Below are 24,622 nucleotides of genomic sequence, written 5' to 3' on the forward strand. Positions count from 1 at the left end.
CAGTGCTTGTGATGGGCAGTGCAGGTGATGGTCAGGCTGGACGAGGGTCAGCCGACGACCAGCGGGTGGTCGAGGTGACCGCCGGAGCGGAACACCTCGCCGATGATGTGCATGGTCGCGTCGGCCTCCCTGGCCGAGATCCAGAAGGGTTCGTCGGTCTCGAGCTGGGAGTAGAAGTCGCGGATCAGCAGCTCGTGGCTGTAGCCCCAGTACGAGCGCCCAGCGGTGGGTGAGGTCTGGTCGGGGGTGAACTCGGTTCGTCCGGTGTCGAAGAAGGTGACCGTCAGTCCCTCCGAGATGCGCGCCTGGGCATCGGAGCCCCAGATCTCGATCTCGACCGGACGATGCACCGGGGTGTTGAGCGTGGCGAAGAAGGTCGACTCCGCTCCACCGGCGTGGCGGATGTAGGCGGTGGCCGTGTCCTCCACCTCGATCACGTCGGCGAACTTGGTGGTGGTGCCGTCGCCGGCCACCGAGACGACGTCGCCGAGCAGCCACTGCAGCAGGTCGAGGGTGTGGATCGACTGGTTGATCAGGACGCCCGACCCAGCCTCGGCGAGCTTGCCCCGCCAGGGACGACGGGCGTAGTACTCGGCGGTGCGGGTCCAGACGACGTTGGCCCAGGCCCCCTTGATGTCGCCGAGTTCGCCGCTGTCGATGAGCTTCTTCAACTGCACCGACGAGGCGTTGTAGCGGTTCTGGAAGCAGACGCCGAGCTTGCCGGTGGCCTTGTCTGCGGCGGCGATGATGGCGTCGGCGGCGGAGCGGGAGTTGGCCAGCGGCTTCTCGAGCAGCACGTTCGCGCCCGCCTCGAGCAGGTCGACGGCGACCGGCGCGTGCTGGTGGTGCGGGGTGGTGACGTGCACCACGTCGGGACGGATGCTGCGGTACATCTCGAGGTGGTCGTCGAACACGGGCACACCGAGGTCGCGGGCCTGGACGGCGCGTTCGGGGTCGGTCTCGACGAGGGCAACCAGTTCGGCGTCCTCGATCGCGCCGATGGCATCGAGGTGGACGACCGAGACGTCTCCGACGCCGACGAGTGCTGCCTTGATCATGTGAACTGGTGCCTGTCCGCTGCGCTGCATGAGGGGGTGGGGATCCCGAGCTGGGGATTTCCTCACCCTAGGCAGCGGCCCGAGCGCCGCCGCATGGGTTGCCAACACTTGCCCACTGGGGGGTTCGGGCCGTCCGGGCGAGCCCGTTTCACTAGGCTGGCCCCATGCGCATCTTGATCACCGGCGGTGCCGGCTACATCGGGTCAACGGTTGGTTCGGCCTGCGAGGACGCCGGCCACCAGGTGGTCGTGCTCGATGACTTCTCGACCGGACGACCCGAGTTCCTGCTCGACCGCACCCTGTACCAGGGTGACTTCGCCGACCGCGAGCTGCTCGACCGGGTCTTCACCGAGCAGCAGATCGATGCGGTCATCCACTGCGCGGCCAAGATCCTGGTGCCGGAGTCGGTCGCCCAGCCGTTGGCCTACTACGAGAACAACGTCGGCAAGACCCTCGACCTGCTCAGCGCCATGCGTGACCACGGGGTCAACCGCATCCTGTTCAGTTCGTCGGCCTCGATCTACGCCACCGACGAGAACTTCCAGGTCACCGAGTCGTCGGCGCTCGACCCGCAGTCGCCCTACGCGACCACGAAGTTCATGGTCGAGATGATCCTGCGTGACGTGGCCCATGCCAGTGACCTGCACGTGTTGAGCCTGCGCTACTTCAACCCGATCGGCACCGACCCGCAGTTGCGCACCGGTCAGCAGATCGAGAAGCCCAGCCACGTGCTCGGCAAGATGATCGAGGCCTGGGTCAACCACGACACCTTCACCGTCACCGGGGTCGACTGGCCGACCCGCGACGGCTCGGGCATCCGTGACTACATCCACGTCTGGGACCTGGCCCAGGCCCACGTCGCCGCCGTCGAACGGCTCGACGACATCACCTCGGACGACAACTACCAGGTGATCAACGTCGGCACCGGCAACGGTGTCACGGTCAAGGAACTGGTGCGCGCCTTCGAGGCCGGCACCGGTGAGCCCCTCAAGGTGGAGTTCGGCCCCGCTCGTCCCGGTGACGTGGCCGGCGCCTACACGATCTCGAACCGTGCGACCGAACTGCTGGACTGGAAGCCGCAGTTCACCGAGGCCGACGGGGTGCGCGACGCCATCGCGTGGCTGCCGCAGCGCAAGAAGCTGCTGGGGTACTGACGGGCGGACGGCGCGCCGTGGACGCATCGGGCCCGCGCCGGGTGCGTACGCTGGCGGCATGAACAAGCCCCTGTTGCTGGTCGGTGTGCTCGCCGCCGTGATCGCCTTCCTCGCGGCCAAGCGCCGGGTGCGCGACGCCGAGAACGAGGCGGCCCTGTGGGCCGAGGCGACCGACCCCCTCGACTGACCGCGCGCGCCCCGGTCCATCGGGGTTCTCGTCCGGCGCGGGTCCTCGTCCGGCGCGGGCGCTCGCCCAGCACGGGCACTCGTGCAGCCCGGACTCACGCCCAAGCACGCGACACGAGCCGAGCCGGGGTCAGGACCCGAGGCCCGGCCCGGTCTCCTCACGCAGACCGGCCGACCAGTCCAGTCGCAGCGTCGACGACGTGCCCCGGATCAGGCAGTGGGTGCCCCCACGCGGCATCTCGACCCACTCGGTCTCGTAGCGCGGGTGGTCACTGCGCTGGACGACCCGGTTCACGGTGAACTCGGAGTCCCAGCCCAACTCGTAGACATGCTCCGAGGCCGCCCGACCGAAGCCGATGACGTGGCGGGCGGTCAGCTGCAGCCCCTCTCGTCCCAACTCCAGTCGCCAGGCCGAGGCCGCGTCGACGAACTGCTGGAAACTGGGGAACTCGCTGCGGTCGCTGAGGACGACCGCCCAACCCGTCACGGGCCCACGCTGCAACACCTCGTGGTCGGAGACGACCTCGTAGGGGTGGGACGACAGCACCGCCAGGTAGGAGTCACCCTTGCGGCCCAGGAGTCGTCGCTCGGTGAGCCGGGTCTCGTCGAACTTGGCGATCGGGAAGTGCAGGTGTGACAGTTCGGGTCGGCGACCCTCCAGGTAGCCGCGGCGTCCGCGGGTGTCGTGCAGCACCAGGGCGACATTGTCGGCCTGGGCGATGTCGGGATTGATCCCGTTGCCGATCCAGTCGGACGGGGTGGCCGGCCGCGACTGCGCCTTGGCACCCACCGACCCGGGATGGGTCGAGAACACCACCAGACCACCGGGCAACACCGCCTCCCAGAGATGCTGCTGGTCGCCGAACTGCCCCGACCGGTAGTGCTGCGCACTCGACAGGAACAGGTTGGGAGTGCGGAACGTGGTCACGTCGGCGCGACCCAGTTGCATGCCGATGGTGATGGGGTTGATCCCGCGCACCAGCAGCGGCCCGAGGCCGGGGTTGAACTTGCGGAACGGACGAAGCCCCGCAAAGAACGAGTTGGTCCACATCTGTTGGCGGTTGAGCACGCTGATGGTGTCGCCGATCACCTCGGGATCGGTGATGGCCTGCATGGCCCAGCAGGCGCGCACCCGGGCGAGCGACAACTGGCCCGGCGTGGCGTCGGGGTTACGACTCAGTTCCCGTGCCTCCGCGTGGGCGATGGTCTCCTCGATGGTGCGACCGTGGCTGACGTGGATGCGGTGTGCTCCCCCCTGGTGGGCGATGTCGAGGATCGCCTGGGGCACCCGGTAACGCTGCCGTGCCCCGAAGATGCCCGAGAGCTGGTCGACGTGGAATGAGGGGGGCTTGCCGAAGGCGTCGGCCACGATCGCCGCCACCTCCTGGTGGGACGGGTCGACCTTCTGCCGTCGGTACGCGCGTCCCTGGGAGCCGTGCAGTCGTCCGTCGAAGTGGTGCAGCGCGAGGTCGAGCAGCAGCAGGTCGAGCACCATCGAAGCGCGCAGGGCCAGTTCCTCGTCCGCGTGGTCGACCAGCATCGTCAGTGCCACCGCGTCGAGTTCGTAGTAGGTGCCCGACAGCCACTCCGAGAATCCCCACCGGAACCGGTCCTCGAGCCAGTCGAGCAGGTGCAGCCGCGCACTGTCGGCATGGGCGTTGCCGGTGCGTCCGTCGTTTGTGAAGACGCGGTTGCCGAGCAGTCGGCCGGCGAGGTACTCACAGGTGAACGACAGGGCCTGGTGGTTCTCGCTCCACGTGCACATGGAGTCGTCGCCCGGCTCGGTGAACGAGTACTTGAATCCCGCCAGCGTCGAATCGATCTCGCCACGCAACGCGTCGGGGAGCAGGTCGCCCGCCCCGAGCCGGAGCCGCAACACCACCAGCAGGCGGTGGTCCGCGAGATCGAGGCGCCGCTTCACCGGGCCCAGCAGGCGTCGGACCCAGGCATCGGACGAACCCGAGGCCAGCGCCTGCGCCGCGACACGATAAGGGTCGTCGACCATGTCACCCCCTCAGGTCGTTGCCCGGCACCGCCTGGTCTGCGGAACCGATTGCACCACGCTAGCCCCGTACGGCCCATCCGGCGGCCATCGGGTGCCCGTGTTCAGCAGGCCCCCTCGGCCACCCGGGACGACCACGGTCGCGGGCAGCGCCCGACAACTCGGCACCCCCGTCCGATGCCTGACCTCGAGCACCGGCCTAGGCTGGAGCGACCATGTCTTTCGTGTCATCCCCGCCCCACGCGCAGCGGGAGCAACCCCGCGCGGGTGACGTCGTGCTCGCGGCGGTGCTCACCGCCGCCCTTTGCGGCCCCTACCTGATGTTCGGGTTGCGCACGATCGTGGTGGGCTCGATGCACGTCATGCTGCCGCTGCTGACCACGGCCATGATGACCGTCGCGATGATCTGGCGGCGCAGCAACCCCACCCTCATGCTCGGTGTGGTCACCTTCGCGGGCGTCGTCCAGTTGTTGCTGCTGCGCTACCCCACCACCTCGGTGGTGGTGATCCCGTTGGCCGCCTACTCGTTCGCCCGCTGGACCGACGGCCGGCGCTCCCGACTCATCCTCCCGCTGGGGGCGGCCGCCTCGGTGCTCGGCCCGATCAGCTGGATGCCGGGTCTGGTCGGCTACGAGAACCCGATGGATGCCGGCTCGACCAGTCTGGTGAGCCTGGCCATCTTCTACGCGATCACGGTCATGGTCTGCGCCGGTCTGGTGATCACCCCCTACGCGATCGGACGCCGCATCCGTGAGTCGGTGGTCAGCCAGGAGCAGGCGCGGCAGGCCGAGGTGCAGCGCTACCAGGCCGCCATCAACCAGCGGGAGGCAGCCGGGCGCATGGCCGAGGCCCGCGCCAGGGCCCAGATCGCTCGTGAACTGCACGACATCGTGGCCCACTCGCTGTCGGTGATGATCGTCCAGGCCGAGGGCGGACGAGCCGTGGCCGCCAAGCGTCCCGAGAAGGCGGCGGAGGTGCTCGACACCATCGCGTCGACCGGACGGGACGCCCTCGGCGAGATGCGCCGCATCGTGGGGGTGCTGCGCGGAACCGACGACGACAACGCCGACTACGCCCCCAGCCCCGGTCTGGGCGACATCCCCGAGATGGTCGAGCGGGCGGGTGATCGGATCAGTCTGGCCGTGTCCGGCCCCGAGCCGGTGGTTCCCGAGACGTTGGGGCTGACCGTCTACCGGGTGGCCCAGGAAGCGGTCACCAATGTGCTCAAGCACGCCGGGCCCGAGGCCAGTGCCGAGGTCTCGTTGACCTACCTGCCCGAACTGATCGTGGTTCAGGTGGTCGACGACGGGCCGGGGCACACCTCGTCCGACGGCAAGGGTCACGGCCTGCGCGGCATGCACGAGCGGGTGGCATCGATGGGTGGAAGGCTGGTGGCTCGTCCACGCTCGCAGGGCGGGTTCATGGTGCGTGCCCTGTTCCCGATGCCCGGGCACCGTCTGCCCGACGAGCACCCCTTCCCGCCCCAGAGCGCGCCGCCACGTTTCAACCACCCTGCTCATTCGATCCACGACAACCCGACCCCTCCCCACCCCAGGAGCAACCCATGACCGCCGCCCCCATCCGTGTGCTGCTGGCCGACGACCAGGCGCTGGTGCGCAGCGGCTTTCGCATGCTGATCGAGTCAGAGGACGACATGGAGGTGGTCGGCGAGGCCAGCAACGGCCTCGAGGCGCTGCAACTGCTGCGCACCACCCCGGTCGACGTGGTGCTGATGGACATCCGCATGCCCCAACTCGACGGTGTCGAGGCCACCAAGCGGATTGCAGCCTCACCCCTGCCGACCAAGGTGCTGGTGCTGACCACCTTCGACCTGGACGAGTACGTGTTCTCGGCCCTCAAGGCCGGGGCGTCGGGCTTCCTGCTCAAGGACGCCCACCCGCACGACCTGCTGAACGCGATCCGCAACGTCGCTGCCGGCGACGCCGTGGTCGCACCCAGCGCCACCAAGCGGCTGCTGGAACAGGTGGTGCCCGGCCTGCCGAGCGCCCCAGGCCAGACCGACGAACGCCTCGGACTGCTCACCGATCGGGAGCGGGAGGTGCTCGTCGAGATCGCCAAGGGCGCGACCAACACCGAGATCGGGCAGCACCTCTACATGGCCGAGGGCACCGTCAAGACCCACATCGGACGACTGCTGAGCAAACTGCAGTGCCGTGACCGGGTGGGCCTGGTGCTGTTCGCCTTCGAGGTGGGGCTGGCCCACTGAGCCGGAGTGTCGGAGCCAGGGCGATGTCGATGCGCCACCCGCAACCGCGACCGGCCCGCGACACCGATTGCCCTGAGCGAGTGGTTGTCAGCGCCGCTGCGGTGTGATCGGCTGAGGGAAACGCAGCGAGAAGGAGTCACACCGTGGGTGAGTTCGCGATCATCGGGGCCGGCGACAGGTCATACCTGGGGCAGGTGATCTCCAAGGTCGACCCACGTTCGGTGGTCAGCGACGTGGTCGACCCGTTCGAGTCGGGCAAGCGGCGCGCCCGCGAGATGTTCGGCGACCAGGTGCGGGTGCACGACACCATCGCCGACCTGCTGGCCACCCGCCAGCACCTGGGCACCCCTCTCGACGGAGCACTGGTCACCTCCCCCGACGCGGTTCACTTCGAGCACGCGTCCGCCCTGCTCAAGGCCGGGGTCACCACCTACCTCGAGAAGCCGATGTCGATCCAGACCGAGGACGCCGACGCCCTGCTGCGACTGGCCGACGAGACCGGCACCCGGCTGTTCGTGGGTCACAACATGCGCTTCATGGGGGTGATCGGCATCCTCAAGAAGCTGATCGACGAGGGCCGGATCGGTGCGGTGCAGGCGATCTGGTGCCGTCACTTCGTCGGTTTCGGCGGCGACGCCTACTTCCGTGACTGGCACGCCGAGCAGCGGTACGGCAACACCCTGCTGCTGCAGAAGGGCGCCCACGACATCGACGTGATCCACTACCTGGCCGGCGGCTACACCCGCCGCGTGCAGGCCTTCGGGCGTCTGGCCGTCTTCGGCGACACCGTCGACCGCGAACCCTCGCACGGGCTCGACTGGGTCGACCGTCGTCCCATGACGAACTGGCCCCCGCGTGAACTGACCGGACTCAACGCCGACCTCGACATGGAAGACCTGGCGCAGGTCAACATGATGCTCGACAACGGGATCCTCGCCAGCTACCAGCAGTGCCACTTCACCCCCGACTACTGGCGCAACTACACCGTGATCGGTGACCTCGGACGCATCGAGAACTTCGGTGACGGCGAGGGCGGGGTCGTGAAGCTGTGGAACCGTCGGGTGAACATGGCCTACGAGGCCGATGAGGAGTTCCCGATCACGGGCGACTTCGGGGGGCACCTGGACGCCGACGAGAAGATCATCTCCGAGTTCCTCGACTACGCCTACGGACGCATCGACCACACCCGGGTGCCTTCGGCCGCGGCCCGCAATGCCGTCGCCACCGGCGTGTCGGCTGCCTGGTCGATGCGCCACGACGGTGTGCCGGTCGACGTGCAGCCGGCGAAGGGCTGACGCGCCCGAGATCGGTGTGCGCCGAGTGGCTCGGGTCGGGGCTCGGGATCGGGGCTGACCGGGTTGGTCCCGGGGGGTCGTAGGACCCCGGTCGTAGACCTGACTTGGCACGAGACCACCCCCGGTGGCTGTCGAGCTGCCACGGCCGCCACCTAGGCTGACGGGTGCCACCAGCCAGAGAGAGGCACACCCGTGACCCAGGAGCAGTCCCCCGCCCGCCGGGCGATGTCCCCCACCCTCAGCCCCGTCCCCACGACTGGTCCCAGCCCCGCCCCGGGCCTCGGCCCCGTGGCGGGCCAGCCGGGAGCCCGGTCGTCCCTCACCCCTTCGGTGGTGGCCGAGGCCCGCGACCTGGTGAAGGTCTACGGCACCGACAAGACCCAGGTGGTGGCCCTCGACCGGGTGTCGGTGAGCTTCCAGCGGGGGTCGTTCACCGCGATCATGGGTCCCTCCGGTTCGGGCAAGTCGACCCTGATGCACTGCTTGGCGGGGCTCGACCGCATCACCGCCGGGCAGGTCTTCCTGGCCGGTGAGGAACTCAACCGGCTGCCCGACTCCAAGCTGACCAATGTTCGCCGCGACCGGCTGGGCTTCGTCTTCCAGAGCTTCAACCTGCTGCCGACGCTGACGGCACGGCAGAACATCGTGCTCCCCCTCGACCTGGCCGGCCGCAAACCGGACGAGGCATGGGTGACCCAACTCGCGGAGTCGCTCGGCCTGACCGACCGCCTCACCCACCGTCCGTCCGAACTCTCCGGCGGGCAGCAGCAGCGGGTGGCGATCGCCCGGGCCATGGTCACTCGTCCCGACGTGATCTTCGCCGACGAACCGACCGGTGCCCTCGACTCGAAGACGGGCACGGCCCTGCTCAACTACCTGCGCCGCTCCGTCGACGACCTGGGGCAGTCAATCATCATGGTCACCCACGACCCGAAGGCGGCGGCCTACGCCGACCGGGTGCTGGTGCTGCTCGACGGGCACATCGTCGACGACCTGACCGACCCCGACGTCGACCAGGTCACCCACGCGCTGGCCACCCTGGAGCGCTGATGTTCCGCAACGCGCTGGCCGAGATCCGGCAGCACCCCGGCCGCATGGTGGCCACCCTGATCGCGATCGCGATCTCGGTGGCGTTCATGGCTGGCACCTCGATCTACCTGGCCACCGAGAAGAACGGTCTGGGCGGCCAACTGAACCGCCAGGTGACGGCCTCCGACGTGGTCATCAGCTATGTGCCGCCCCCCGAGGCGGAGGGAACCGACCCCGCTGCCCCTGCGAAGGCACTGGCGACCACGGTCGCGGGTGTCAAGGGCGTGAAGGCGGCCGAGCCGGTCAGTTCCACCGGAGGCACCCTCGACAACGGCGAGACGGTGGCCTACCTGCAACTGCTGGTGCTCACCGGCCCCGACTTCCGCTGGGCGAAGATCGACGAGGGACGATGGCCGCAGTCGGCCACCGAACTGGCCCTGCCCCACGACATCGCCAGGAAGCTCGGGCTCTCCGTCGGTGGCACGGTGACCTTCAACGGCCAGCAGAAGCTGACCCTGGTGGGCATCACCGACGACCCCAAGAGCCTGCTGATGCCGCTGGGCTACCTCGCGCCGGCCGCGGCCACCGCCCTGAACGCCTACCCGTCGATGGTCCTGGTGAAGACCGACCCGGGCTCCTCGGCCGATCAGGTCGCCGAACGTGTCAAGGCCGCCGTGCCGAGCGAGGTACGCGACCACGTCGTGACCAAGCAGGCCTACATGGATGACCAGTTGACCCAGCTCACCCAGGGCGTCGACGCGATTCGCACCTTCCTGATGGTGTTCGCGGGTATCGCGCTGGTCGTCGGCATGATCATCATCTCGAACACGTTCACCATCCTGATCACCCAACGACGACGTCAGATCGGCCTACTGCGGGCCGTCGGCGCCAGCACCGGCCAGGTGCGACGCCAGTTGCTGGCGGAGGCACTCGTCACCGGACTGGTGGGATCGGTCGTCGGTGTCGCCGCCGGCGCCGGGCTGGCGGCAGCCGGGGCGGCGTTCACGGGCTCCCTCTACTGGGGGCTGCGATTCCCGCCCGTCGAACTGCTGATCGAGGTGGGCGTCGGGGTGCTGATCACCGTGCTGGCCGCGCTGGTGCCGGTCTGGAAGACCTCGCGGGTCAAGCCCCTCGAGGCCCTGCAGCCGGTGCTCACCGCCGACGCGGTGAAGAAGGTGTCGATCGTGCGGGCCGTCATCTGTGGCGTGCTGTTGCTGATCGGGATCGGCTTCATGGCGCTCTCCCTCAGCCAGGGCGTCAACACCGACACCAACACGACCCAGGCGATCACGACCGTCGCCTATGCCGTGGCTGCCGCCGCCTTCATCGCGGTCGCGGTGCTCGCGGCCGCCCCGCTGTACGTCTCGTGGCTGATCCGGGGGCTGGGCAAGCTGACGGGCCTCACCGGCCCGACTGCGCGGATGGCCACCATGAACGCCTCCCGCAACCCGAACCGGGCCGCGGCCACGGCCGTCGCGCTGATGCTGGCGATGGGACTGATCGTCACCCTGCAGGTCGCCACGGCCAGCGTCCGGACGACCGCCATCAACCAGATCGACCAGCGCTACCCGGTCGACCTGCAGGTCAGCGCCACCTCACCCGAGGGTCTGAGCACCGAGGTGCAGGACAAGCTGGGTGCCCTCCCGGGGGTGAGCCACGCCGCCGTCCTGAAGGGGGGGCCCATCGCCACCCAGAACGGCAACATGTTCATGGTGGTGGGGGCCAACTCCGACGCCGGCCAGGTGGCCAGCACGCTGCCCGCGAGCATCCCGGCGGGCACCGCGCTGGTCGACAACAGCACCCTCGCCCAGGTGAAGGACGAGTTCGGTGGTGACACCGGTACCTTCACCGTCGGCGGTCGGACGGTCACGCTCACGGTGCAGAAGAACAACGCGGCGGGCCCGATGATGCTGGTCGTCAGCGAATCGACGCTGACCCAGCTGATGCCCAACGCCAAGCCGATGACCACGTGGATCAAGCTGGTCGACCGCGACAACTTCGCCCGCACCATGCTGCAACTGCAGACGCTGCCGCAGTCCGAGGGCCAGTACCTGTCATTGAGCGGTGGGGCCATGGAGGCCTACGTGATCAACCGCGTGCTGAACGTGCTGCTGACGATCGCCACCGCGCTGTTGGGGGTGGCGGTGCTGATCGCCCTGGTGGGCGTGGCCAACACGTTGGGACTCTCGGTGATCGAACGCACCCGCGAGTCGGCCCTCCTGCGGGCGCTGGGCATGCACAAGGCCAAGCTGCGACTGATGCTGTGGCTCGAGGCGGTGGCGCTGGCGCTGGTCGGTGTCGTGGTGGGCATCGTGGCGGGCAGCTTCTTCGCGTGGCTCGGGGTGGGCTCGATCTTCCGCGCCGCGGGTGTCGACGCCGGCCGGCTCGACTTCGCGATCGACCCGTGGCAGACGCTCGCCCTGATCGCCATCGCCGTGGTGGCTGCCTCGTTGGCATCGATCCTTCCGGGACGACGTGCCGCGAACGCTGCTCCCACGCAGGCGCTGGCGGCCGACTGATCGGAGTCGACTCCCATCAGGAACAGCAGGCAGGCGGTGGTCAGGGCTCAGGCCTTGGCCACCGTCGCCGCGATGGCGGCGGCCGCGTCCGAGAGCGTGCCGGGCAGGGTGATGGCCTCGTCCACGCCGGCGGCGGCTCGTCCACCGACGAAGACGTGCCGCAGTCCGGCTGCGTGACACGCGCGCACCGCCTGCTGGCCCGAGTCGACGTCGGCGACGGTCGCGACGCCCACCACCGCGGCGGCAGGACGATAGCGGTGGGCCACCACCTGCCAACTCTGCGCGGGCACGTCGGCCCCGAGGTAGATGACGTTGACGTCGAGGCGGCGCAGGCACAGGGCGAGCGCCAGGGCGGGCAGTTCGTGGCGCGCCTTCGCGGGGAGCCCCACCGCCACCCTGGGGCCCGAGGCGCGGGCGGCAGCGTAGAAGGCGGCCAGCCGATGCATCACGGCCGCGCTGATCAGGTGCTCGGTGGCCACGTCGAGGTCACCGGCAGACCAGGCCTCCCCCACCCGGCGCAGTGAGGGCATCAGCCACTGGTCGATGACCGTCTCGACCTTGCCCTGGGCGAACTGCTGGTCGATGAGTGCCTCGAGGGTCTGGGGGTCGCGGGGTGAGCGCAGCAGCGCCTCGTGGTCGAGCAGCCCAGAAGGCGGGATGGTGCCGCTGGTCGTGTCGAGCAACTGGGCCGCCTTGCGGGGAGGGATACCGGCCTCGACCAGGTCGCGCATGCGACGCAGGCGCGCGACCTGTTCGTCGTCATAGCGACGAATGCCGCTGTCGTGGCGGTGCGGTTCCACCACGCGGTAGCGGGTCTCCCAGGCCCGCAGGGTGGCGATCGGCAGGCCGGTCACCCGAGCCACGTCGCCGATGGAGTGTGGTGCGTCCATGGTGGTCCTTCCGCCGGCTGAGCCCCGGCCCACCCCGAAGCCTAGGGTCACCAGCACCAAAAGCTAGACAAAACGTCCGCTTGTCTAGATTTGTTGTCGAGGTCTGCGCAACATGGACGACACGGGGAAGCGGTCGAGGAGGACCAGACCCCTCGCCAGATCGATCCACCCACACCGACCCACCCAGAAGATTTCCAAGGAGACTCCCATGCACACCATTCGACGAGTCGCGGCGGCCCTCAGCGCCACCCTGCTCGCCATCCTGGGGATGGCACTCACCTCACCGGCGGCCCACTCCTCACCCCAGACCTCGCAGGTCAGCGTGCTGCACGCCGTGCCGGGTGCCACCGTCGACGTGTGGGCCAACGGCAAGCCGTTGCTCACCAACTTCAAGCCCGGCACCCTGACCGAGCCGCAGGCGCTGCCCGCCGGCAGCTACGACATCAAGATCGTCAAGGCCGGCGATCCCGCCACCGCCGCAGCGGTGATCGAGGCCAAGGGCCTGCAGGTTCCCGCCGGAGCCAACCTCACCCTCGTCGCCCACCTCGACGCCATGGGCAAGCCGGTGCTCACCGCCTTCGCGAACGACACCAGCGCCTCGTCGAAGGGTGCCCGGCTGACGGTGCGTCACGTCGCAGCCGCCCCGGCCGTCGACGTTCGTGCAGGCGGCAAGGTCGTCGTCCCCGGACTGGTCAACCCGAAGCAGGCCGCCCTCGACCTCGCTCCCGGCACCGTCTCGGCCGATGTCGTGCTCGCCGGAACCGACACCGTGGCCATCGGCCCGGCCGACGTGAAGCTGAGCCAGGGCCACAACACCATCGTGTACGCGTGGGGTTCGGCCGAAGGCAAGAACCTGGCGCTGGCCGTGCAGCAGGTGACGTTGATGGGCGGCGGACTTCCCCACACCGGTGTGGCGGACGAGCCCACCAGCAACGTGCTGCCGATCGTCGCCTCGGCCGTGATGGTCGCGTTCGTCGGAGCACTCGCCCTGCGTCGCACCCGTTCGGCCGTCCGCAACTGACAGGTCGCCCCCCGGCGAGGCCGTGGCTGAGAATAACTCAGTCACGGCTTCGCCGCGTGAAAGCCCTGACCGTGAGGGAAATGGCTTGTCGCAGACGCAGAACCGGTGAAGTCGTGGCGGGCAACACTGCCGCAATCCTTGACGCAAGCTGAGACCACATGCATCATTGTCACAAGCTTGAAGTGAGACACGGTGCAGTGGCTCCTTGACAGGCTGCACAGACGCCCGGGGGGCTGTTGGGGGTGACCAGCAGTCCCCCGGTGCACGTCCTGGGACGAGTTGGTCCACCAGTGAAGAGGCCCAGGTGGGGAGCCTCAGTTGGCGAGCCGCCAGGCCAGGAAGTCGGCGAGGTCGCCGGCGTCACCGTCTCGTCCGCCTCGATTGACCACCAGCACAGGCTGGGTGGGCTCCAGGTTCACCCCACGCAGTCGCTCGAGCATCGACCCGGGCACGGTGAGCTGGTAGAACTCCCCGCCGTCGCCGATGGCCAGCGACTTGTTGGCGCGGATGTACCAACCCTTGCGGTCGGTCTTCACCACCTGCCCGGTCATCAGCCGGGCCTTCAACGGTTCGGGAGCGATGCCTCGTTCGACGCAGGTGGCCACGAAGTCGTCGATCAACTTCTGGGCGGCCACCGCCTCGCTGCGGGCCTGGCCCTGGCTGAGTTCGAAGCGGAGCTTCGCATCCTCCCGGCGCTGGTTCATGCCCCGAGCCTACCGGCGTGGGCCGAGCCTCCCCCGGGAAACCCCTGCACCTTCCGCTGAGCTCACGCGCGGGGGCGGGTGGGGTCTGGAGCGCGGCTAGGCTGGCGCCAGATCGACCCCTGCCCACCCTTCACACCCGAGGAAGCCCGTGCACTTCTGGCGCAGCATCCAGCGCATGGCGCGGCACCCCAAGTTCAAGCGGTTGCTGGCGGTGCGCATCGCCACCCAGGCCTCCGACGGAACCCTGCAGGTGGGCATGGCCAGCTACGTGCTCTTCAGCCCCCAGTCGCAACCCAACGCGGTCGCGATCGCCGCGGTGTTGGCCATCACCCTGCTGCCCTTCTCGTTCCTGGGTCCCTTCGCCTCGGTGGTGCTCGACCGCTGGTCGCGCCAGCGGGTGGTGGTCTGGACCGACGCCCTGCGCGCCACCATCGCCCTGAGCCTGGCCGCGCTGGTGTTCACCGGAGATCGATCGTTCCGCATTCAGGCGGTGATGTTCGGGCTGCTGTTGGTGGCGATGAGCGCCAACCGCTTCCTGCTGGCCGGGTTGACCGCCGGCCTGCCCTACACGGTGAACAAGTCGGAGTACCTGACCGCCAGTTCGATCATGCCCACCATCGGCCCCACTGGGGTGCTGATCGGTGGCGCCATCGCCGGCGGGCTTCGGGTCGCCCTGGCCCCCCGCTACATGCAGACCCACCAGGCTGACGCCATCGTCTTCGTCGTGGCCGCGCTGATGTTCTGCACCTCGGTGGCCTTGGCCTTCGGCTTCGGCAAGCACGAACTCGGACCCGAACCGGGGCAGTCCCGCCCGAGCGTCAAACGGGTGCTGCCCGACCTGCGCGAAGCCCTCTCGGTGATCCGCCACCAGGCCCCCATCGGCATCGGGCTGACCACGATCTTCGTCGCCCGCATGTGCTTCGGACTGATCTCGGTCGGCGTGATCCTCGGGTATCGCAACTACTTCCACACGGTGAAGCAGGTCAACGCCGCCATGGCAGACATCGGGCTGTGGGGTGCGTTCACCGGCGTCGGCTTCGTGCTCTCGGCCGTCCTGGTACCCCCGCTGGCCCACCGGTTCGGGCTGCGCACCACCTTGATGATGCTGCTGCTCGGCAGCGCCGTGATGCAGGCCATTCCGGGATCCATCTTCCACCGGACGACACTGCTGATCGCCGCCTTCGGCATCGGGTTGTTCGCGCAGTCGATCAAGATCGTGGTCGACACCGTCTGCCAGATCCATGTGGACGACAACTACAAGGGCCGCGTCTTCGTCATCTACGACATGCTCTTCAACGCCGCGATCGTGGCGGCCGCAGCATTGGCGATCTTCGTGTTGCCCGCCGACGGGTTCAGCCACCTGGTGTTCATCGGCACCGGCGTCGCGTACCTGCTGCTCGCGGTGTGGTTCTGGTGGCAGACCGGACGAACCGGTGGCCGCGAGGCCTTTGACGTCGGCCAGCACGGATCGGGCAGCCTGGTTGGGGAACAGCAGCCGGTCGAGGACGAGGTTGCGCCCGTCGTGACCGTGGCGGAGGAGCCCAGGGCCGAGCCGGCCTGACGCCGGATCCGCCGCCCTCCCCCACCACCCACAAACTCTCACCTTTGGGACAGACTGCCCGGTTGTAGCGGTGGCGGAGTCAGGGGGTTAGTGGAGAGTCTGCGAGGGAACGGCTCAGGCCTTCCGGGCCCGGATCCGCCCCTCCATGACCTCCTGGATCAGCATCACGGTGTCGACTCGCAGGTCGTAACCGCGGGTCCGGGCCAGACGGGTCACCAACATCACGAGCCGCTCCGCCTCACCGCGGTTCCCCAACCGGTGTTCCACGCGGATCATCATGCTCAACAGCAACTCATCGGTCGGTGCGCACGCCAGCCCTCGCTTGAGCGCCCACCGGGCCGCATCGAGGTCGTCACTGTCGAAGCTGCGTTGCGCCAGCACCAACGCGATGTCGCGCAGGGTGGCGATCATGTCGCGTCGCCACTGCTCGGCCCAGTGCCACAACCCGGGAGCGGCGTCGGCCAAGGGCTCACCCCTCACCAGTTGCAGTGCCTGAACCAACGCCTGGCTGGGGGTGCGGTTCACCCCGGCCTGGATCAGGAGTTGCAGTTCGTCCCAATCGGACGAGACGGCGGGATGGAGCTGGATGCGCCCCGTGTAGGCCTCGGGCAGAAACTGTTGACCACGTTCATCGGCGCCCAGCCAGACGCGGAGACGGCTCATGTTTGACCTTCTGGTTGCTTCGGCCACCATCAGCGACTGGGCCATCTTCTGGCTGGACTGGCCCGGGTTCTCGAGAAGCCACCCGCAGTACTCCTCGCAGGCTTTCACCGCGCGAGACGGTCGGGTGCCACGCGTCCCGACCAGCTGGATGGGGCCGAGCAGCAGCAACGTCGGTCTGTCGCGATGTGCGTCGACGGCGGTCATGCTGGCCTCCTCCAGGATGTCGGGCGGGTTGTGAATGGTGCTCACGCCCGGCGGCGGATCATCGGCCCACCACGGCGCCCGCGTCGTCTCCGTGCTCGTGGCGCTGGCGTGCAGGTCGATCAGGGCCCGGCGCGCCGGGGCGCCGACCAGACAGGGGACGAACGGTGCACCCTCACCCACGCGCGCAGTCGCTTCGTCGTCGACCCGAATGACGCATCCGTGTCGCGTCCACGGGGTCCGTCCGGGGTTGTCGATCACGACGGCGGCCATCCCGGGAGCGTCCTCGAACACCTCGATGAGCAGGTCGCGTTCGTCGGCCTCCAGCAGGTCGGCGAAGACGACGACCTCGGCCAGGTCCGCATCCAGTTCGTCGGCCGCGACGCGTCGGTGGTGGGCGCGTTCGGCCGCCGCACGGAGTTCCACGGCAGCTTCGGGGGCGTACCGGAGCATGGGGCTGTCGAGCGCGGTGGTCCACGCCAGACCTCGTCCGACCACGACCACCTCGGTGGTGGCACTCCACTCGGCTGACGCCAGACACGTGCACACGGCGCCCAGCAGGTCACGAGTGAGTGCTTCCGGTCCGCGGACGACCGCGACGCCGGTCAGGTCGAGGGTGACGGGCTGTTGTTCGTCGAGGGTTTCGCCGACGATGACGGTGGTCCCCGTGATGCCGCTGGGCTCTGTGGCCTCGTCGGCCTGGGCGGCCCACACTGCCTCGAGACGACGGCTTGACTCCCCCGCGGGCACCGGGCGTCGTCCCAGATCACGTTGGTCACTCTGGATGCGGTGCCGCACCGCGAGTCCAGCGCTCACCGCCGCCGCCAAGGCAGCAGTGAGGCCACCGGCGAGCAGGCGGAGAGGCTCGCGGGTGAACAAGGGGGCATCGTCGGTTTCGGACTGCGGACGAGCCGAGGGCGGCCCGACCTGGGTTGGCGGCGGCGCGGGCGACGTTGCTGGGGCCGCCGTGTTCCCCGATGGTGGCTGACCGGCGCCGGTCGCGTCAGGGGAAGCCATGGTGGTGGGGGTCGACGTCGCGGATGGGTGCGCAGGCGTACCTGTCGGCTCAGCTTGCCGCGGGTCCTGCTCGGAGTCCTCCGGAATCGGGGCGGGGCTCGGTGGGTCCTTTTCTTCGGTGTGTGGGAGGACGATCGTCCAGCCGACCTCGATCTCATCCGGGTCGATGATCAGGGTGCGGTTAAGGTCTGCGATCTCGGGCCAGCGTTCGGGATCACCGAGGTGCTCCTCGGCGATGGTCCAGAGGCTGTCACCAGCCCGGACGACGACCCGGTCCGGTGCCGACTGGGGAGGGGCTCCCGGACCAGTCACCGCCTGAGCCTGAGGATCGCCCGGGAGCACCAGTCGCATCCCGGGAAGGATCGGGGAATCGAGGGTGAGTCCGTTCGCTTCGGCGATCTGCTGCCAGCGTTGGCCGTCCCCGTAGCGATGCTCGGCGATCGTCCACAACTCCTCGCCGTCGGCGACCACGTGAACGCTTCGCGAACTGCTCAAGGAAGGTTCGGCGTCACTGCTCCGGATCGAACCGGGGGCCGCCGCAACGTCCGATTCAGCCACGGAGCTGGGGACGGCGATCGACGGTGGTGTCATCGGCTCGTGCTCGCCGAAGCGCTCCATCGACGCCACCCCTGGGAGTCCTGCCACGACGGCCGCCAGCAGCCCAGCGACGATCGGCTGCACCCAGCCCGTCAGGGGCACTCGCCAGCGCACTCGATCCCCGGACAGTGTGGCGACCACCTCTGCCACGGTGCTGACCATCAGCAACACCCAACACGCCCATCCCACGAGCGTGACCACGGCAATCACCGTTCCCGCGGTGGCCGCACCCGACCAGAGCGTGCCCCAGCGGGAGGGCGCCAGTGCCCCGAGGTCACCCCACGCGAACAGGGCCGCGGGCACTCCGACGAGGAGGGCGGTGAGGGCAACCAAGGCGCCCAGGGCGCGCAGCAGCCTCATGGTCGTCGCTCCCGGAACCGGTCGAGGCTGGAGTGGGCGCTGGCGGTGGCTTCGAAGGAGCCCGGCAACCCGGGAACCAGGAGGTCGTCCAACCGAACTCGACAGCTGATCCTGACGGTGACCTCCGCGGGAGTGCCCCCTCGACGCCCGAACTGGCTGGTGTCGACGAGGACGACGGGGTCGTCGCAGGACGAAGCCAGCTGCGACTCCGCCACCCGCTCGGAAGCCGAGCGCGCTGATGCACCTGCAGGCTGCAGGCTTGCGGCCCGAGCAGAAGCGGCAGCGGCGTGGCGCACCTCGGCACGAACCGACCAGATCCGCCACCCGGCCACCATCGCCATCAGGACCAGCACGAACACCGGCACCAGCAACACCGTCTCGACGGTCAGCGACATCCCACGATCGCGAGCCAGTCGCGAGCGCCCGTTCATGGACGCTCCAAGGGCATCACCGCGCGGGCCTCAACCCTGCCCAGGCCGATGTCGAAGAACAGGGGCGCGTTGCCGCTGATCACCACCGTGACGCTCTCATTCGAGCGGGTGATGGTCGTCGAGGAGTCGCGCAGACCCACTGGCGCCAGAATGCGGTCGGCGACGGCTCGTCCGTCCCCTGCTTGTGCTCCCAGCAGCGACTCCGTCTCCGCGGCAGCCATCGCGGCGTGATGCGCGGTGTTGCGCGCGTTGAGGAGGACCCCTGTCTGGATCAGTCCCAGTACGACGAGAAGCACCAGGGGCGCGAGCAGGGCCCACTGCACGGACTCGGACAGCCCGCGGTGGTCACGCTCGGGAAACAGGTGAGGCATCAGCGGCGGTGAGGTGGTCAGGACGGGATCACTGGGGCAACTTGTTGCGCACGTAGACCGTGATCACCGCCACCACGATGCCCGCGACTGCTACGGCGCCGGCCAGCAGAATGGCGTTCTCGGTCGACTGCGAGAGACCACGTTCGTCGGGCCGGCGGCCCGGGCCAGACGGGCGCTCATGCACCGCCGGGTGGCGGGTGGACATCGCCTGGGTGCCAGTCGTCAGGACCTGTCCCATCAGTCCGATGGTCCAGAACAGGGCGGTGGTGAGTGTCATGGCGCATTCCTCTCGGGTGGTGCTGCGCATCCAGTCGAACACGCGGCGGGGGCGGACAGGCAGTTATCCACAGGCGAAGGTGTTGTCCGGGTGTTGTCCGACGTCACGACGCCACCAACCTCATCAGGGGTGGGACCAGGAAGATCAGCCCGAACACCATCGCCGGGATCACCATCCAGATGGTCAACGACTCCGAGACTTCCTGGGCGTGGACCTTGTCGTTGAGCAACTGGGCGTCGCGAAGCTCCTCTGCCCTGGCGCGCAGTACTCCACTGAGGGCTGCACCCTGCTCGTCGAGCCGGATCACGTCTGCGAGGTCGGCGAGTTGTTGCAGGTCCAGGTCGCGCCCCACCTGGGCGAGTGCCTGCCACGCTGGCCGCTGCTCGAGGCGGGCACGCTCGAGGGCGGCCTGCAGGGCCCTGAACAGGGGTGTCTGCGAAACCGATGCCGCTCGCTGCAGCGCCTGGCTGGACGACTGGTTGGCCAGCCGCTCCAAGGTGACGAGGTCGACGAAGGTGCAGATGGCCTCCGAGGCGTCCGACGAGGTCTGGGCTGCTTGGGAACGGAGGCGAACATCGGGGACGAACCAGCCGATCGCTGCGCCTGCGAGGGCGACCCAGAACGGCGTCCACCCCACTCCGAGCCTCAGGCCCAGGGCCACCGTCCCGAACACCACGGGGCCGAGGAAGCCGATCGCCGAGAGTGCCGCCTTCTCGGCCGCATAGTCACTCAGACTTCTGTTCTTGAGGGTGAGCAGTCGCCGGGTGGGTTCGGACACCGGTACCCGCAGTCGGGTGAGGACCCAGTGGCCCAGCCGGTCGCCGCGATCCACACCACTGCTGACCGGGGGAACCCAGGGGCGCGAGGTCGGGGCCCCGTCCAAGACGGCCAGGGCGTCCCCCAGCCGAACGGGCCTCCTCAGCAACCCGATCAGCGCCAAGCAGAGTCCGAGGGCGACCAAAGCACCCGAGGCCACCACGACCAGCCACGGCAACTGCCCCCAGCCGCTCATCGCTGCCCCTCCCGCATGAGGATGCGCTCGCGGCGCGGAGGCATCGTCCTCTGTCGAAGCATGACCAGCGAACCGACGTAGGCGAGCAACAACAAGGCGAGGACGGCTTGGCCGAGGGGGGTCGAATAGGGTTCGAAGAAGCTCCCACCGAAGACGAGGGCTGCTCCCATCACGGCCATGGTGATGAGGGTCACCTGCCTGACCACCACCCTGGGTTTGGCACGCTCGGCCTCGATCTCACGAAGCGCTCGAAGGCGTGCCTGCATCGAGTCGGCGAGCGAGTTCAGGGTCGCGGTGGCGCCCGTGCCACCACGTTCCGAGGCCAGCGCGAGAGCAGCCAGGCAGGCATCGGCATGGGGCGAGTCGAGGTCGTCGGCCATGGCCCTCAGGGCATCAGACGCGCTCCAGCGAGCGTCCATCCGCAGCACTGCGACAGCAACCTGCTCAGCGATGGTCGCGGGAACCTGACGACGAGTGGCACGCACAGCATCGGCGATCGACTTCCCCGTCGGCATGGACGAGGCCAGCCCCCGGATCCAGCGGTCAAGAGCGACCAGCAGCTCGAGTTCACGGTTGGGTGGTGCAGTCAGGAGCCACGGGATGCCAACCGCAGCGAAGGGTCCGACCACGATCATCAGCGGCCACGTGGTGACCATGGCCGCCACGAGTCCAGCCAACAACCCCAGACCGGAGGCGATCCAGGTTCGTCGCGACACTCCCTTCAGCCAGTGTCGGGCTCGGCTCAGAGGAGCGTCGGCAGCAGCCCGCACCGAGGGCGGATGGACCTTGAGCAGGCCCATCACCACCATGGTCAGGCCCCCAGCGAACAGGCCACCCGACAGCACGACTGCCAGGGCGTTCACCTGCCCGACCCATCGCGGCGTGGGGACCAATCAGTGTCGAACGGGCTCAGGCGTTCGACCAGTTCCGGTTCGGGGTGGAAGATCTCGGGCTGACCGGGTTCTGCGGCCCGGTAGACGAGATGGGTCACCGGACGATCGCCCTCGATGGCGCCGGTCAGCGACCGGATCTCGCTGATGTGGCGTCGTCGCACGCCCCCTCGCCACGTGTCATCGACCAGACTGACGTGGATGACCAGCCCGATGTTGTGCGCGATCTGGCGATAGGCCTCGGGGATCGTCACCGTGCCGCCCTAGGCCACCCTGCTCGCCAACCTGTCCAGGGTGGACGCCGCGGAGTGCGCGTGGGTCGTCGACAAGGTGCCGGCACCGGACATCATCGCCTCGAACATGGCGCCGGCCTCGCTGCCACGCACCTCGCCGACCACGAGGCGGGACTTCTGCCGGAGCGCCTCCGGGATCAGGTCGGCGACCGACCAGGAACCCACTGCCCGTCCGTCCTGGGTCTCGCCGAGGCCGACCCGAGCCTGCAGCGCCAGCATGTTGCGGCGACGAGGTTGCAGGTGGGTGAGCAGTTCGTAGTCGGTCTCGATCGTCCCGAAACGTTCCGTCTGCGGGATGGCGTCGATGAGGGCGCGCAACAAGGTGGTCTTGCCTGCCCCCTGATCGCCCGAGACCACCATCGACAACCGGCCGCGCACGGCTGCACGAAGCAGGCGAGCGACGTGCTCGGGCATCATGCCGCCGTCTGCGAGTTCGGCCAAGGTCACGTCTGTGAGGATGTGTTGCCGGATGATCACCGACGGACGATGACTCAGCCCGAAGCCGATGGCGTGCAGTCGAAACCTCTCGCCCACCGCGATCGTCATCATGGGGTGCGCGTCGTCGAACGGACGAGGGGGTGAGGCCAGCTCGCCCAGGAACCTGATGGCGTCGACCAGTTCTTCGTCGGAGTCGGCCACCGGCTCCAGTTGTTCCCGGTGCCCGTCACCGAACTGAGCCATCACCGAGTCGTACCCGTGGATCTCGATGTTCTCGGCCTCCGCGATCTCGAAGACGGGCTGGAGTCGTCCGTACCCGTAGATCGCATCGTGCACCGCCTGGACGTGGGCCTGCTCCCGGTCGGCGTCCCACAGTTCGCGTCCCTGCGCCGCCAACTCCTCGGCCCTGCGGTGCACGACCTGCCGGATCACCGATCGTCCTCGTGCCCTGCGATCCTCCTCGGACAATCTCTGGGACGACTCGCGGTCGGACTCGAGCAGGCGCGTGATCTCGTCCGAGGCTCGGCGGCGCAGTTCCACGGTCTCGGCCCACGCCACCTTTCCCCGGACGGGCGTCGGAGCCGCCCGACCAGCCGTGACGCCTGACACACCGAGGTGGGTTGCCGGTGGCGCCCCGACCCCTGGTCCGGTCACCACAGTCGTCGGTGGACGGGATGCCGATGGCGACTGCAATCGTCGCAACGCCTGGTCAAGGGCCAGACGCGTCGGTTCGCTGAGGTCGGGGCTCACCGGGCCACCCCACCGCCGAGGTCAGCGGGGTCCGCGGGCAGACCCCAACCCGTGCCCGCCGGGCGCGGTTCACCATCGCCCAGCACCCGAGATCGACGTCCCACCCGCTGCGCGAGCCGCTGGGAGACCGCGATCCCAGCCCGCAGCAGTGCCGATCTGTCGAACTTTCGGGCCGTGCCGTCGCCATCGCTGAGGAAGCCAGCAGCCGCCGCGTCATGCGGCAGCGATCCGAGCACGGGCACCCCGAACTGGTGGGCCACCTCGGATTCGCCGTAGGGCTGGCCCGGTCCGATGATCAGCAGTCCGAATTCAGCCTGCGCAGCAGTCTCGCCCACCGGCTCCATGACCGAAGGAAGGCTCAGCCGAGTGGCGGCCAGCGCCCGCAGGCTCGTCCGAGTGGCAATCATCACCAAATCCGCGTGGCGCACGAGGCCCGTCGGCAGCCCGGAGCCAATCCGACCCGCATCGACGACCACGTCGACACCGGCGGACTCCAGGTCGGCCAGGGTCGCCGCGAAGTCCTCCCACGCTGGGGCGAACAGGTCGGAAGCCCCGGGGTGGGTGAACCCGGGAAGGAAGCGGCGGCTCGGTTGGTCCCCGTCGGTGAGGCGCACCGATTGCTCCCAGACGGCACGGGTGAGGCTGACGCGGGAGCGGCGCTCCTGGGCCAGCGCGATCAGCCCGGGCGAGGACGAACTGCGGTCTCGGAGGTAGCCGGACTCGATGGCCTGACTCGGGATTCGGTCGGCGTCGACCAGCACGACGTCGCGCGGCCAGGTGAGCGCCAGCAACAAGCTGGACGTGGTCACGCCCGGCGATCCCGTTGCCGAGGCGAGCAAGACGAGGGCCATCAGCGCTCCTGCCTCACCACGACCAGGGCGTCACCGGCTGCGAGCTGGGCCACCCTGACCGCCTGTTCGTCCGCCACCGCCACGTCGACCACCCACGTGGCACCGTCGGGAAGGACTGTCGGCTGTGAGACGACCGTCGCTGGGATGCCCTCATTCGGCATCGGCCCCGCCGACCCACCGTCATCCTTGGTGGGCACCGGTACCAGCAGCACCGTGGTTCCGGCTGGCAGCGGAGAGGCGGGCAGTCGTCCGGCGCCCAGCTTGAGGCCCAGCTGGCTCATCCCCTCCTCGGCGACAGGTGTGCCGATCGAGGTGGACCCCACCAGCACCCCGGCTGGCAGGTCGACCAGCGCGTGCCGACCCACGAGTTCGCTGATGCGATCGGCGGAGAACGACTCGACCCCCGGCGGGACACCGACCTCGGCCACCCCGAGGTCTCCCCGCTCCACGACCTCACCACGGGCGACGTCGGCGACCATCACCACCACGGGCTGCGCATGTGTCGTCTGGGTGAACGCCACCGCTGCTCCCAGGGCGCCCAGACAGGCCACCAACACCCCGATCACGATCAGTCGGGGGCTCCGGCGCGGCCGTAACACCGCACCCGGCTGCCCGACGGCCGCCGGGGAGGGCGTGAACGGGTCTTCCGTCCGCTGTGACGGTGATGTGGGTCTGGCTCGGCTCTGCCCCATGACCGGAAAGCTACGAATCGATGGGGTCAAGAATCCGGCGAGAAGGCGAACCTGTGGACAACTGCCGCGACCTCCACGAGTTGTCCACAGATTCCGTCGTCCGGAGAAGTTCGGTGAGAAAAGTCACGAACCG

20 protein-coding genes and 2 pseudogenes are annotated in these 24,622 nt (G+C 68.9%); 9 read left to right on the forward strand and 13 right to left on the reverse strand.

Annotated elements, in window-relative coordinates; translation table 11 throughout:
* Window positions 1-47 precede the first annotated feature (47 nt).
* Complete coding sequence (locus tag QQZ11_RS04845; RefSeq protein WP_040437351.1) at window positions 48-1,058, reverse strand: Gfo/Idh/MocA family protein; 1,011 nt, start codon at window positions 1,056-1,058, stop codon at window positions 48-50.
* A 164-nt stretch (window positions 1,059-1,222) separates the two neighbouring features.
* On the opposite strand from QQZ11_RS04845, the gene galE reads away from it, so the two are divergent.
* Together galE and QQZ11_RS04855 are read left to right on the forward strand one after the other, a co-directional pair.
* Window positions 1,223-2,212: a UDP-glucose 4-epimerase GalE gene (galE, locus tag QQZ11_RS04850; RefSeq protein WP_342395059.1), complete on the forward strand. Its 990-nt coding sequence runs from the start codon at window positions 1,223-1,225 to the stop codon at window positions 2,210-2,212.
* 58 nt (window positions 2,213-2,270) lie between these two features.
* Window positions 2,271-2,399, forward strand: a complete 129-nt coding sequence (locus QQZ11_RS04855; RefSeq protein WP_022908994.1) for a DLW-39 family protein — start codon at window positions 2,271-2,273, stop codon at window positions 2,397-2,399.
* Between the two features lie 129 nt (window positions 2,400-2,528).
* Here the strand turns inward: QQZ11_RS04855 and QQZ11_RS04860 are convergent, their stop codons facing one another.
* The gene (locus QQZ11_RS04860; protein WP_284549007.1) at window positions 2,529-4,403 is read right to left on the reverse strand and encodes a hypothetical protein; all 1,875 of its coding nucleotides are present in this window, start codon (window positions 4,401-4,403) and stop codon (window positions 2,529-2,531) included.
* 221 nt (window positions 4,404-4,624) lie between these two features.
* On the opposite strand from QQZ11_RS04860, the gene QQZ11_RS04865 reads away from it, so the two are divergent.
* From QQZ11_RS04865 to QQZ11_RS04885, 5 genes and pseudogenes are all read left to right on the forward strand, one after another.
* A complete protein-coding gene (locus QQZ11_RS04865) occupies window positions 4,625-5,968 on the forward strand; it encodes a sensor histidine kinase (protein WP_284549009.1) in 1,344 nt (447 codons plus the stop codon).
* The gene (locus tag QQZ11_RS04870) at window positions 5,965-6,627 is read left to right on the forward strand and encodes a response regulator transcription factor (protein WP_022908992.1); all 663 of its coding nucleotides are present in this window, start codon (window positions 5,965-5,967) and stop codon (window positions 6,625-6,627) included. The genes QQZ11_RS04865 and QQZ11_RS04870 overlap by 4 nt, the downstream gene beginning before the upstream one ends.
* A gap of 143 nt (window positions 6,628-6,770) precedes the next feature.
* Window positions 6,771-7,922, forward strand: coding sequence for a Gfo/Idh/MocA family protein (locus QQZ11_RS04875; RefSeq protein WP_284549012.1), 1,152 nt, complete (start codon window positions 6,771-6,773; stop codon window positions 7,920-7,922).
* Window positions 7,923-8,086: 164 nt separating this feature from the next.
* Window positions 8,087-8,972 (forward strand): annotated as a pseudogene (locus QQZ11_RS04880) (ABC transporter ATP-binding protein).
* The gene (locus tag QQZ11_RS04885; protein WP_284549015.1) at window positions 8,972-11,470 is read left to right on the forward strand and encodes an FtsX-like permease family protein; all 2,499 of its coding nucleotides are present in this window, start codon (window positions 8,972-8,974) and stop codon (window positions 11,468-11,470) included. The pseudogene QQZ11_RS04880 and the gene QQZ11_RS04885 overlap by 1 nt, the downstream one beginning before the upstream one ends.
* Window positions 11,471-11,517: 47 nt before the next feature.
* On the opposite strand, the gene QQZ11_RS04890 is transcribed toward QQZ11_RS04885, so the two are convergent.
* Window positions 11,518-12,360, reverse strand: coding sequence for a MerR family transcriptional regulator (locus QQZ11_RS04890; RefSeq protein WP_284549016.1), 843 nt, complete (start codon window positions 12,358-12,360; stop codon window positions 11,518-11,520).
* 208 nt (window positions 12,361-12,568) lie between these two features.
* On the opposite strand from QQZ11_RS04890, the gene QQZ11_RS04895 reads away from it, so the two are divergent.
* Window positions 12,569-13,381, forward strand: coding sequence for a DUF4397 domain-containing protein (locus tag QQZ11_RS04895; RefSeq protein WP_284549017.1), 813 nt, complete (start codon window positions 12,569-12,571; stop codon window positions 13,379-13,381).
* Between the two features lie 314 nt (window positions 13,382-13,695).
* Here the strand turns inward: QQZ11_RS04895 and QQZ11_RS04900 are convergent, their stop codons facing one another.
* On the reverse strand, window positions 13,696-14,085 hold the full coding sequence (locus QQZ11_RS04900) for a hypothetical protein (RefSeq protein WP_284549018.1): 390 nt from the start codon (window positions 14,083-14,085) through the stop codon (window positions 13,696-13,698).
* Window positions 14,086-14,260: 175 nt separating this feature from the next.
* Here QQZ11_RS04900 and QQZ11_RS04905 point away from each other — a divergent pair, with 175 nt between their 5' ends.
* The gene (locus tag QQZ11_RS04905; protein WP_284549019.1) at window positions 14,261-15,646 is read left to right on the forward strand and encodes an MFS transporter; all 1,386 of its coding nucleotides are present in this window, start codon (window positions 14,261-14,263) and stop codon (window positions 15,644-15,646) included.
* A gap of 114 nt (window positions 15,647-15,760) precedes the next feature.
* On the opposite strand, the gene QQZ11_RS04910 is transcribed toward QQZ11_RS04905, so the two are convergent.
* The 9 genes and pseudogenes from QQZ11_RS04910 to QQZ11_RS04950 form a co-directional block, all read right to left on the reverse strand.
* Complete coding sequence (locus QQZ11_RS04910; protein WP_284549022.1) at window positions 15,761-18,484, reverse strand: LysM peptidoglycan-binding domain-containing protein; 2,724 nt, start codon at window positions 18,482-18,484, stop codon at window positions 15,761-15,763.
* Window positions 18,481-18,915, reverse strand: coding sequence for a TadE/TadG family type IV pilus assembly protein (locus QQZ11_RS04915; protein WP_284549024.1), 435 nt, complete (start codon window positions 18,913-18,915; stop codon window positions 18,481-18,483). Before QQZ11_RS04915 ends, QQZ11_RS04910 begins: the two co-directional genes overlap by 4 nt.
* Complete coding sequence (locus tag QQZ11_RS04920; protein WP_284549026.1) at window positions 18,912-19,286, reverse strand: TadE/TadG family type IV pilus assembly protein; 375 nt, start codon at window positions 19,284-19,286, stop codon at window positions 18,912-18,914. Before QQZ11_RS04920 ends, QQZ11_RS04915 begins: the two co-directional genes overlap by 4 nt.
* A 28-nt stretch (window positions 19,287-19,314) precedes the next feature.
* Window positions 19,315-19,563: a hypothetical protein gene (locus tag QQZ11_RS04925; protein WP_157438845.1), complete on the reverse strand. Its 249-nt coding sequence runs from the start codon at window positions 19,561-19,563 to the stop codon at window positions 19,315-19,317.
* Between the two features lie 103 nt (window positions 19,564-19,666).
* Window positions 19,667-20,575, reverse strand: a complete 909-nt coding sequence (locus QQZ11_RS04930; RefSeq protein WP_022908980.1) for a type II secretion system F family protein — start codon at window positions 20,573-20,575, stop codon at window positions 19,667-19,669.
* Complete coding sequence (locus tag QQZ11_RS04935; RefSeq protein ID WP_284549028.1) at window positions 20,572-21,438, reverse strand: type II secretion system F family protein; 867 nt, start codon at window positions 21,436-21,438, stop codon at window positions 20,572-20,574. The genes QQZ11_RS04930 and QQZ11_RS04935 overlap by 4 nt, the downstream gene beginning before the upstream one ends.
* Window positions 21,435-22,664: pseudogene (locus QQZ11_RS04940) on the reverse strand (CpaF family protein). The gene QQZ11_RS04935 and the pseudogene QQZ11_RS04940 overlap by 4 nt, the downstream one beginning before the upstream one ends.
* Window positions 22,665-22,942: 278 nt before the next feature.
* Window positions 22,943-23,797, reverse strand: coding sequence for a hypothetical protein (locus tag QQZ11_RS04945; protein ID WP_284549029.1), 855 nt, complete (start codon window positions 23,795-23,797; stop codon window positions 22,943-22,945).
* Window positions 23,797-24,396, reverse strand: coding sequence for an SAF domain-containing protein (locus QQZ11_RS04950; protein ID WP_284549030.1), 600 nt, complete (start codon window positions 24,394-24,396; stop codon window positions 23,797-23,799). The genes QQZ11_RS04945 and QQZ11_RS04950 overlap by 1 nt, the downstream gene beginning before the upstream one ends.
* Between the last annotated feature and the right edge of the window lie 226 nt (window positions 24,397-24,622).

The organism is Aestuariimicrobium sp. T2.26MG-19.2B (assembly GCF_950101875.1).
In the GTDB taxonomy this organism is placed as follows: domain Bacteria; phylum Actinomycetota; class Actinomycetes; order Propionibacteriales; family Propionibacteriaceae; genus Aestuariimicrobium; species Aestuariimicrobium kwangyangense.

What these genes read in the sequence shown, in the direction of transcription:
- QQZ11_RS04925 (WP_157438845.1), bottom strand. Translation starts at nt 19,563, where the DNA reads ATGACACTCACCACCGCCCTGTTCTGGACCATCGGACTGATGGGACAG.
- QQZ11_RS04855 (WP_022908994.1), top strand. Translation starts at nt 2,271, where the DNA reads ATGAACAAGCCCCTGTTGCTGGTCGGTGTGCTCGCCGCCGTGATCGCC.
- QQZ11_RS04915 (WP_284549024.1), bottom strand. Translation starts at nt 18,915, where the DNA reads ATGAACGGGCGCTCGCGACTGGCTCGCGATCGTGGGATGTCGCTGACC.
- QQZ11_RS04860 (WP_284549007.1), bottom strand. Translation starts at nt 4,403, where the DNA reads ATGGTCGACGACCCTTATCGTGTCGCGGCGCAGGCGCTGGCCTCGGGT.
- galE (WP_342395059.1), top strand. Translation starts at nt 1,223, where the DNA reads ATGCGCATCTTGATCACCGGCGGTGCCGGCTACATCGGGTCAACGGTT.
- QQZ11_RS04890 (WP_284549016.1), bottom strand. Translation starts at nt 12,360, where the DNA reads ATGGACGCACCACACTCCATCGGCGACGTGGCTCGGGTGACCGGCCTG.
- QQZ11_RS04870 (WP_022908992.1), top strand. Translation starts at nt 5,965, where the DNA reads ATGACCGCCGCCCCCATCCGTGTGCTGCTGGCCGACGACCAGGCGCTG.
- QQZ11_RS04895 (WP_284549017.1), top strand. Translation starts at nt 12,569, where the DNA reads ATGCACACCATTCGACGAGTCGCGGCGGCCCTCAGCGCCACCCTGCTC.
- QQZ11_RS04945 (WP_284549029.1), bottom strand. Translation starts at nt 23,797, where the DNA reads ATGGCCCTCGTCTTGCTCGCCTCGGCAACGGGATCGCCGGGCGTGACC.
- QQZ11_RS04900 (WP_284549018.1), bottom strand. Translation starts at nt 14,085, where the DNA reads ATGAACCAGCGCCGGGAGGATGCGAAGCTCCGCTTCGAACTCAGCCAG.
- QQZ11_RS04845 (WP_040437351.1), bottom strand. Translation starts at nt 1,058, where the DNA reads ATGATCAAGGCAGCACTCGTCGGCGTCGGAGACGTCTCGGTCGTCCAC.
- QQZ11_RS04910 (WP_284549022.1), bottom strand. Translation starts at nt 18,484, where the DNA reads ATGAGGCTGCTGCGCGCCCTGGGCGCCTTGGTTGCCCTCACCGCCCTC.
- QQZ11_RS04885 (WP_284549015.1), top strand. Translation starts at nt 8,972, where the DNA reads ATGTTCCGCAACGCGCTGGCCGAGATCCGGCAGCACCCCGGCCGCATG.
- QQZ11_RS04905 (WP_284549019.1), top strand. Translation starts at nt 14,261, where the DNA reads ATGGCGCGGCACCCCAAGTTCAAGCGGTTGCTGGCGGTGCGCATCGCC.
- QQZ11_RS04920 (WP_284549026.1), bottom strand. Translation starts at nt 19,286, where the DNA reads ATGCCTCACCTGTTTCCCGAGCGTGACCACCGCGGGCTGTCCGAGTCC.
- QQZ11_RS04930 (WP_022908980.1), bottom strand. Translation starts at nt 20,575, where the DNA reads ATGAGCGGCTGGGGGCAGTTGCCGTGGCTGGTCGTGGTGGCCTCGGGT.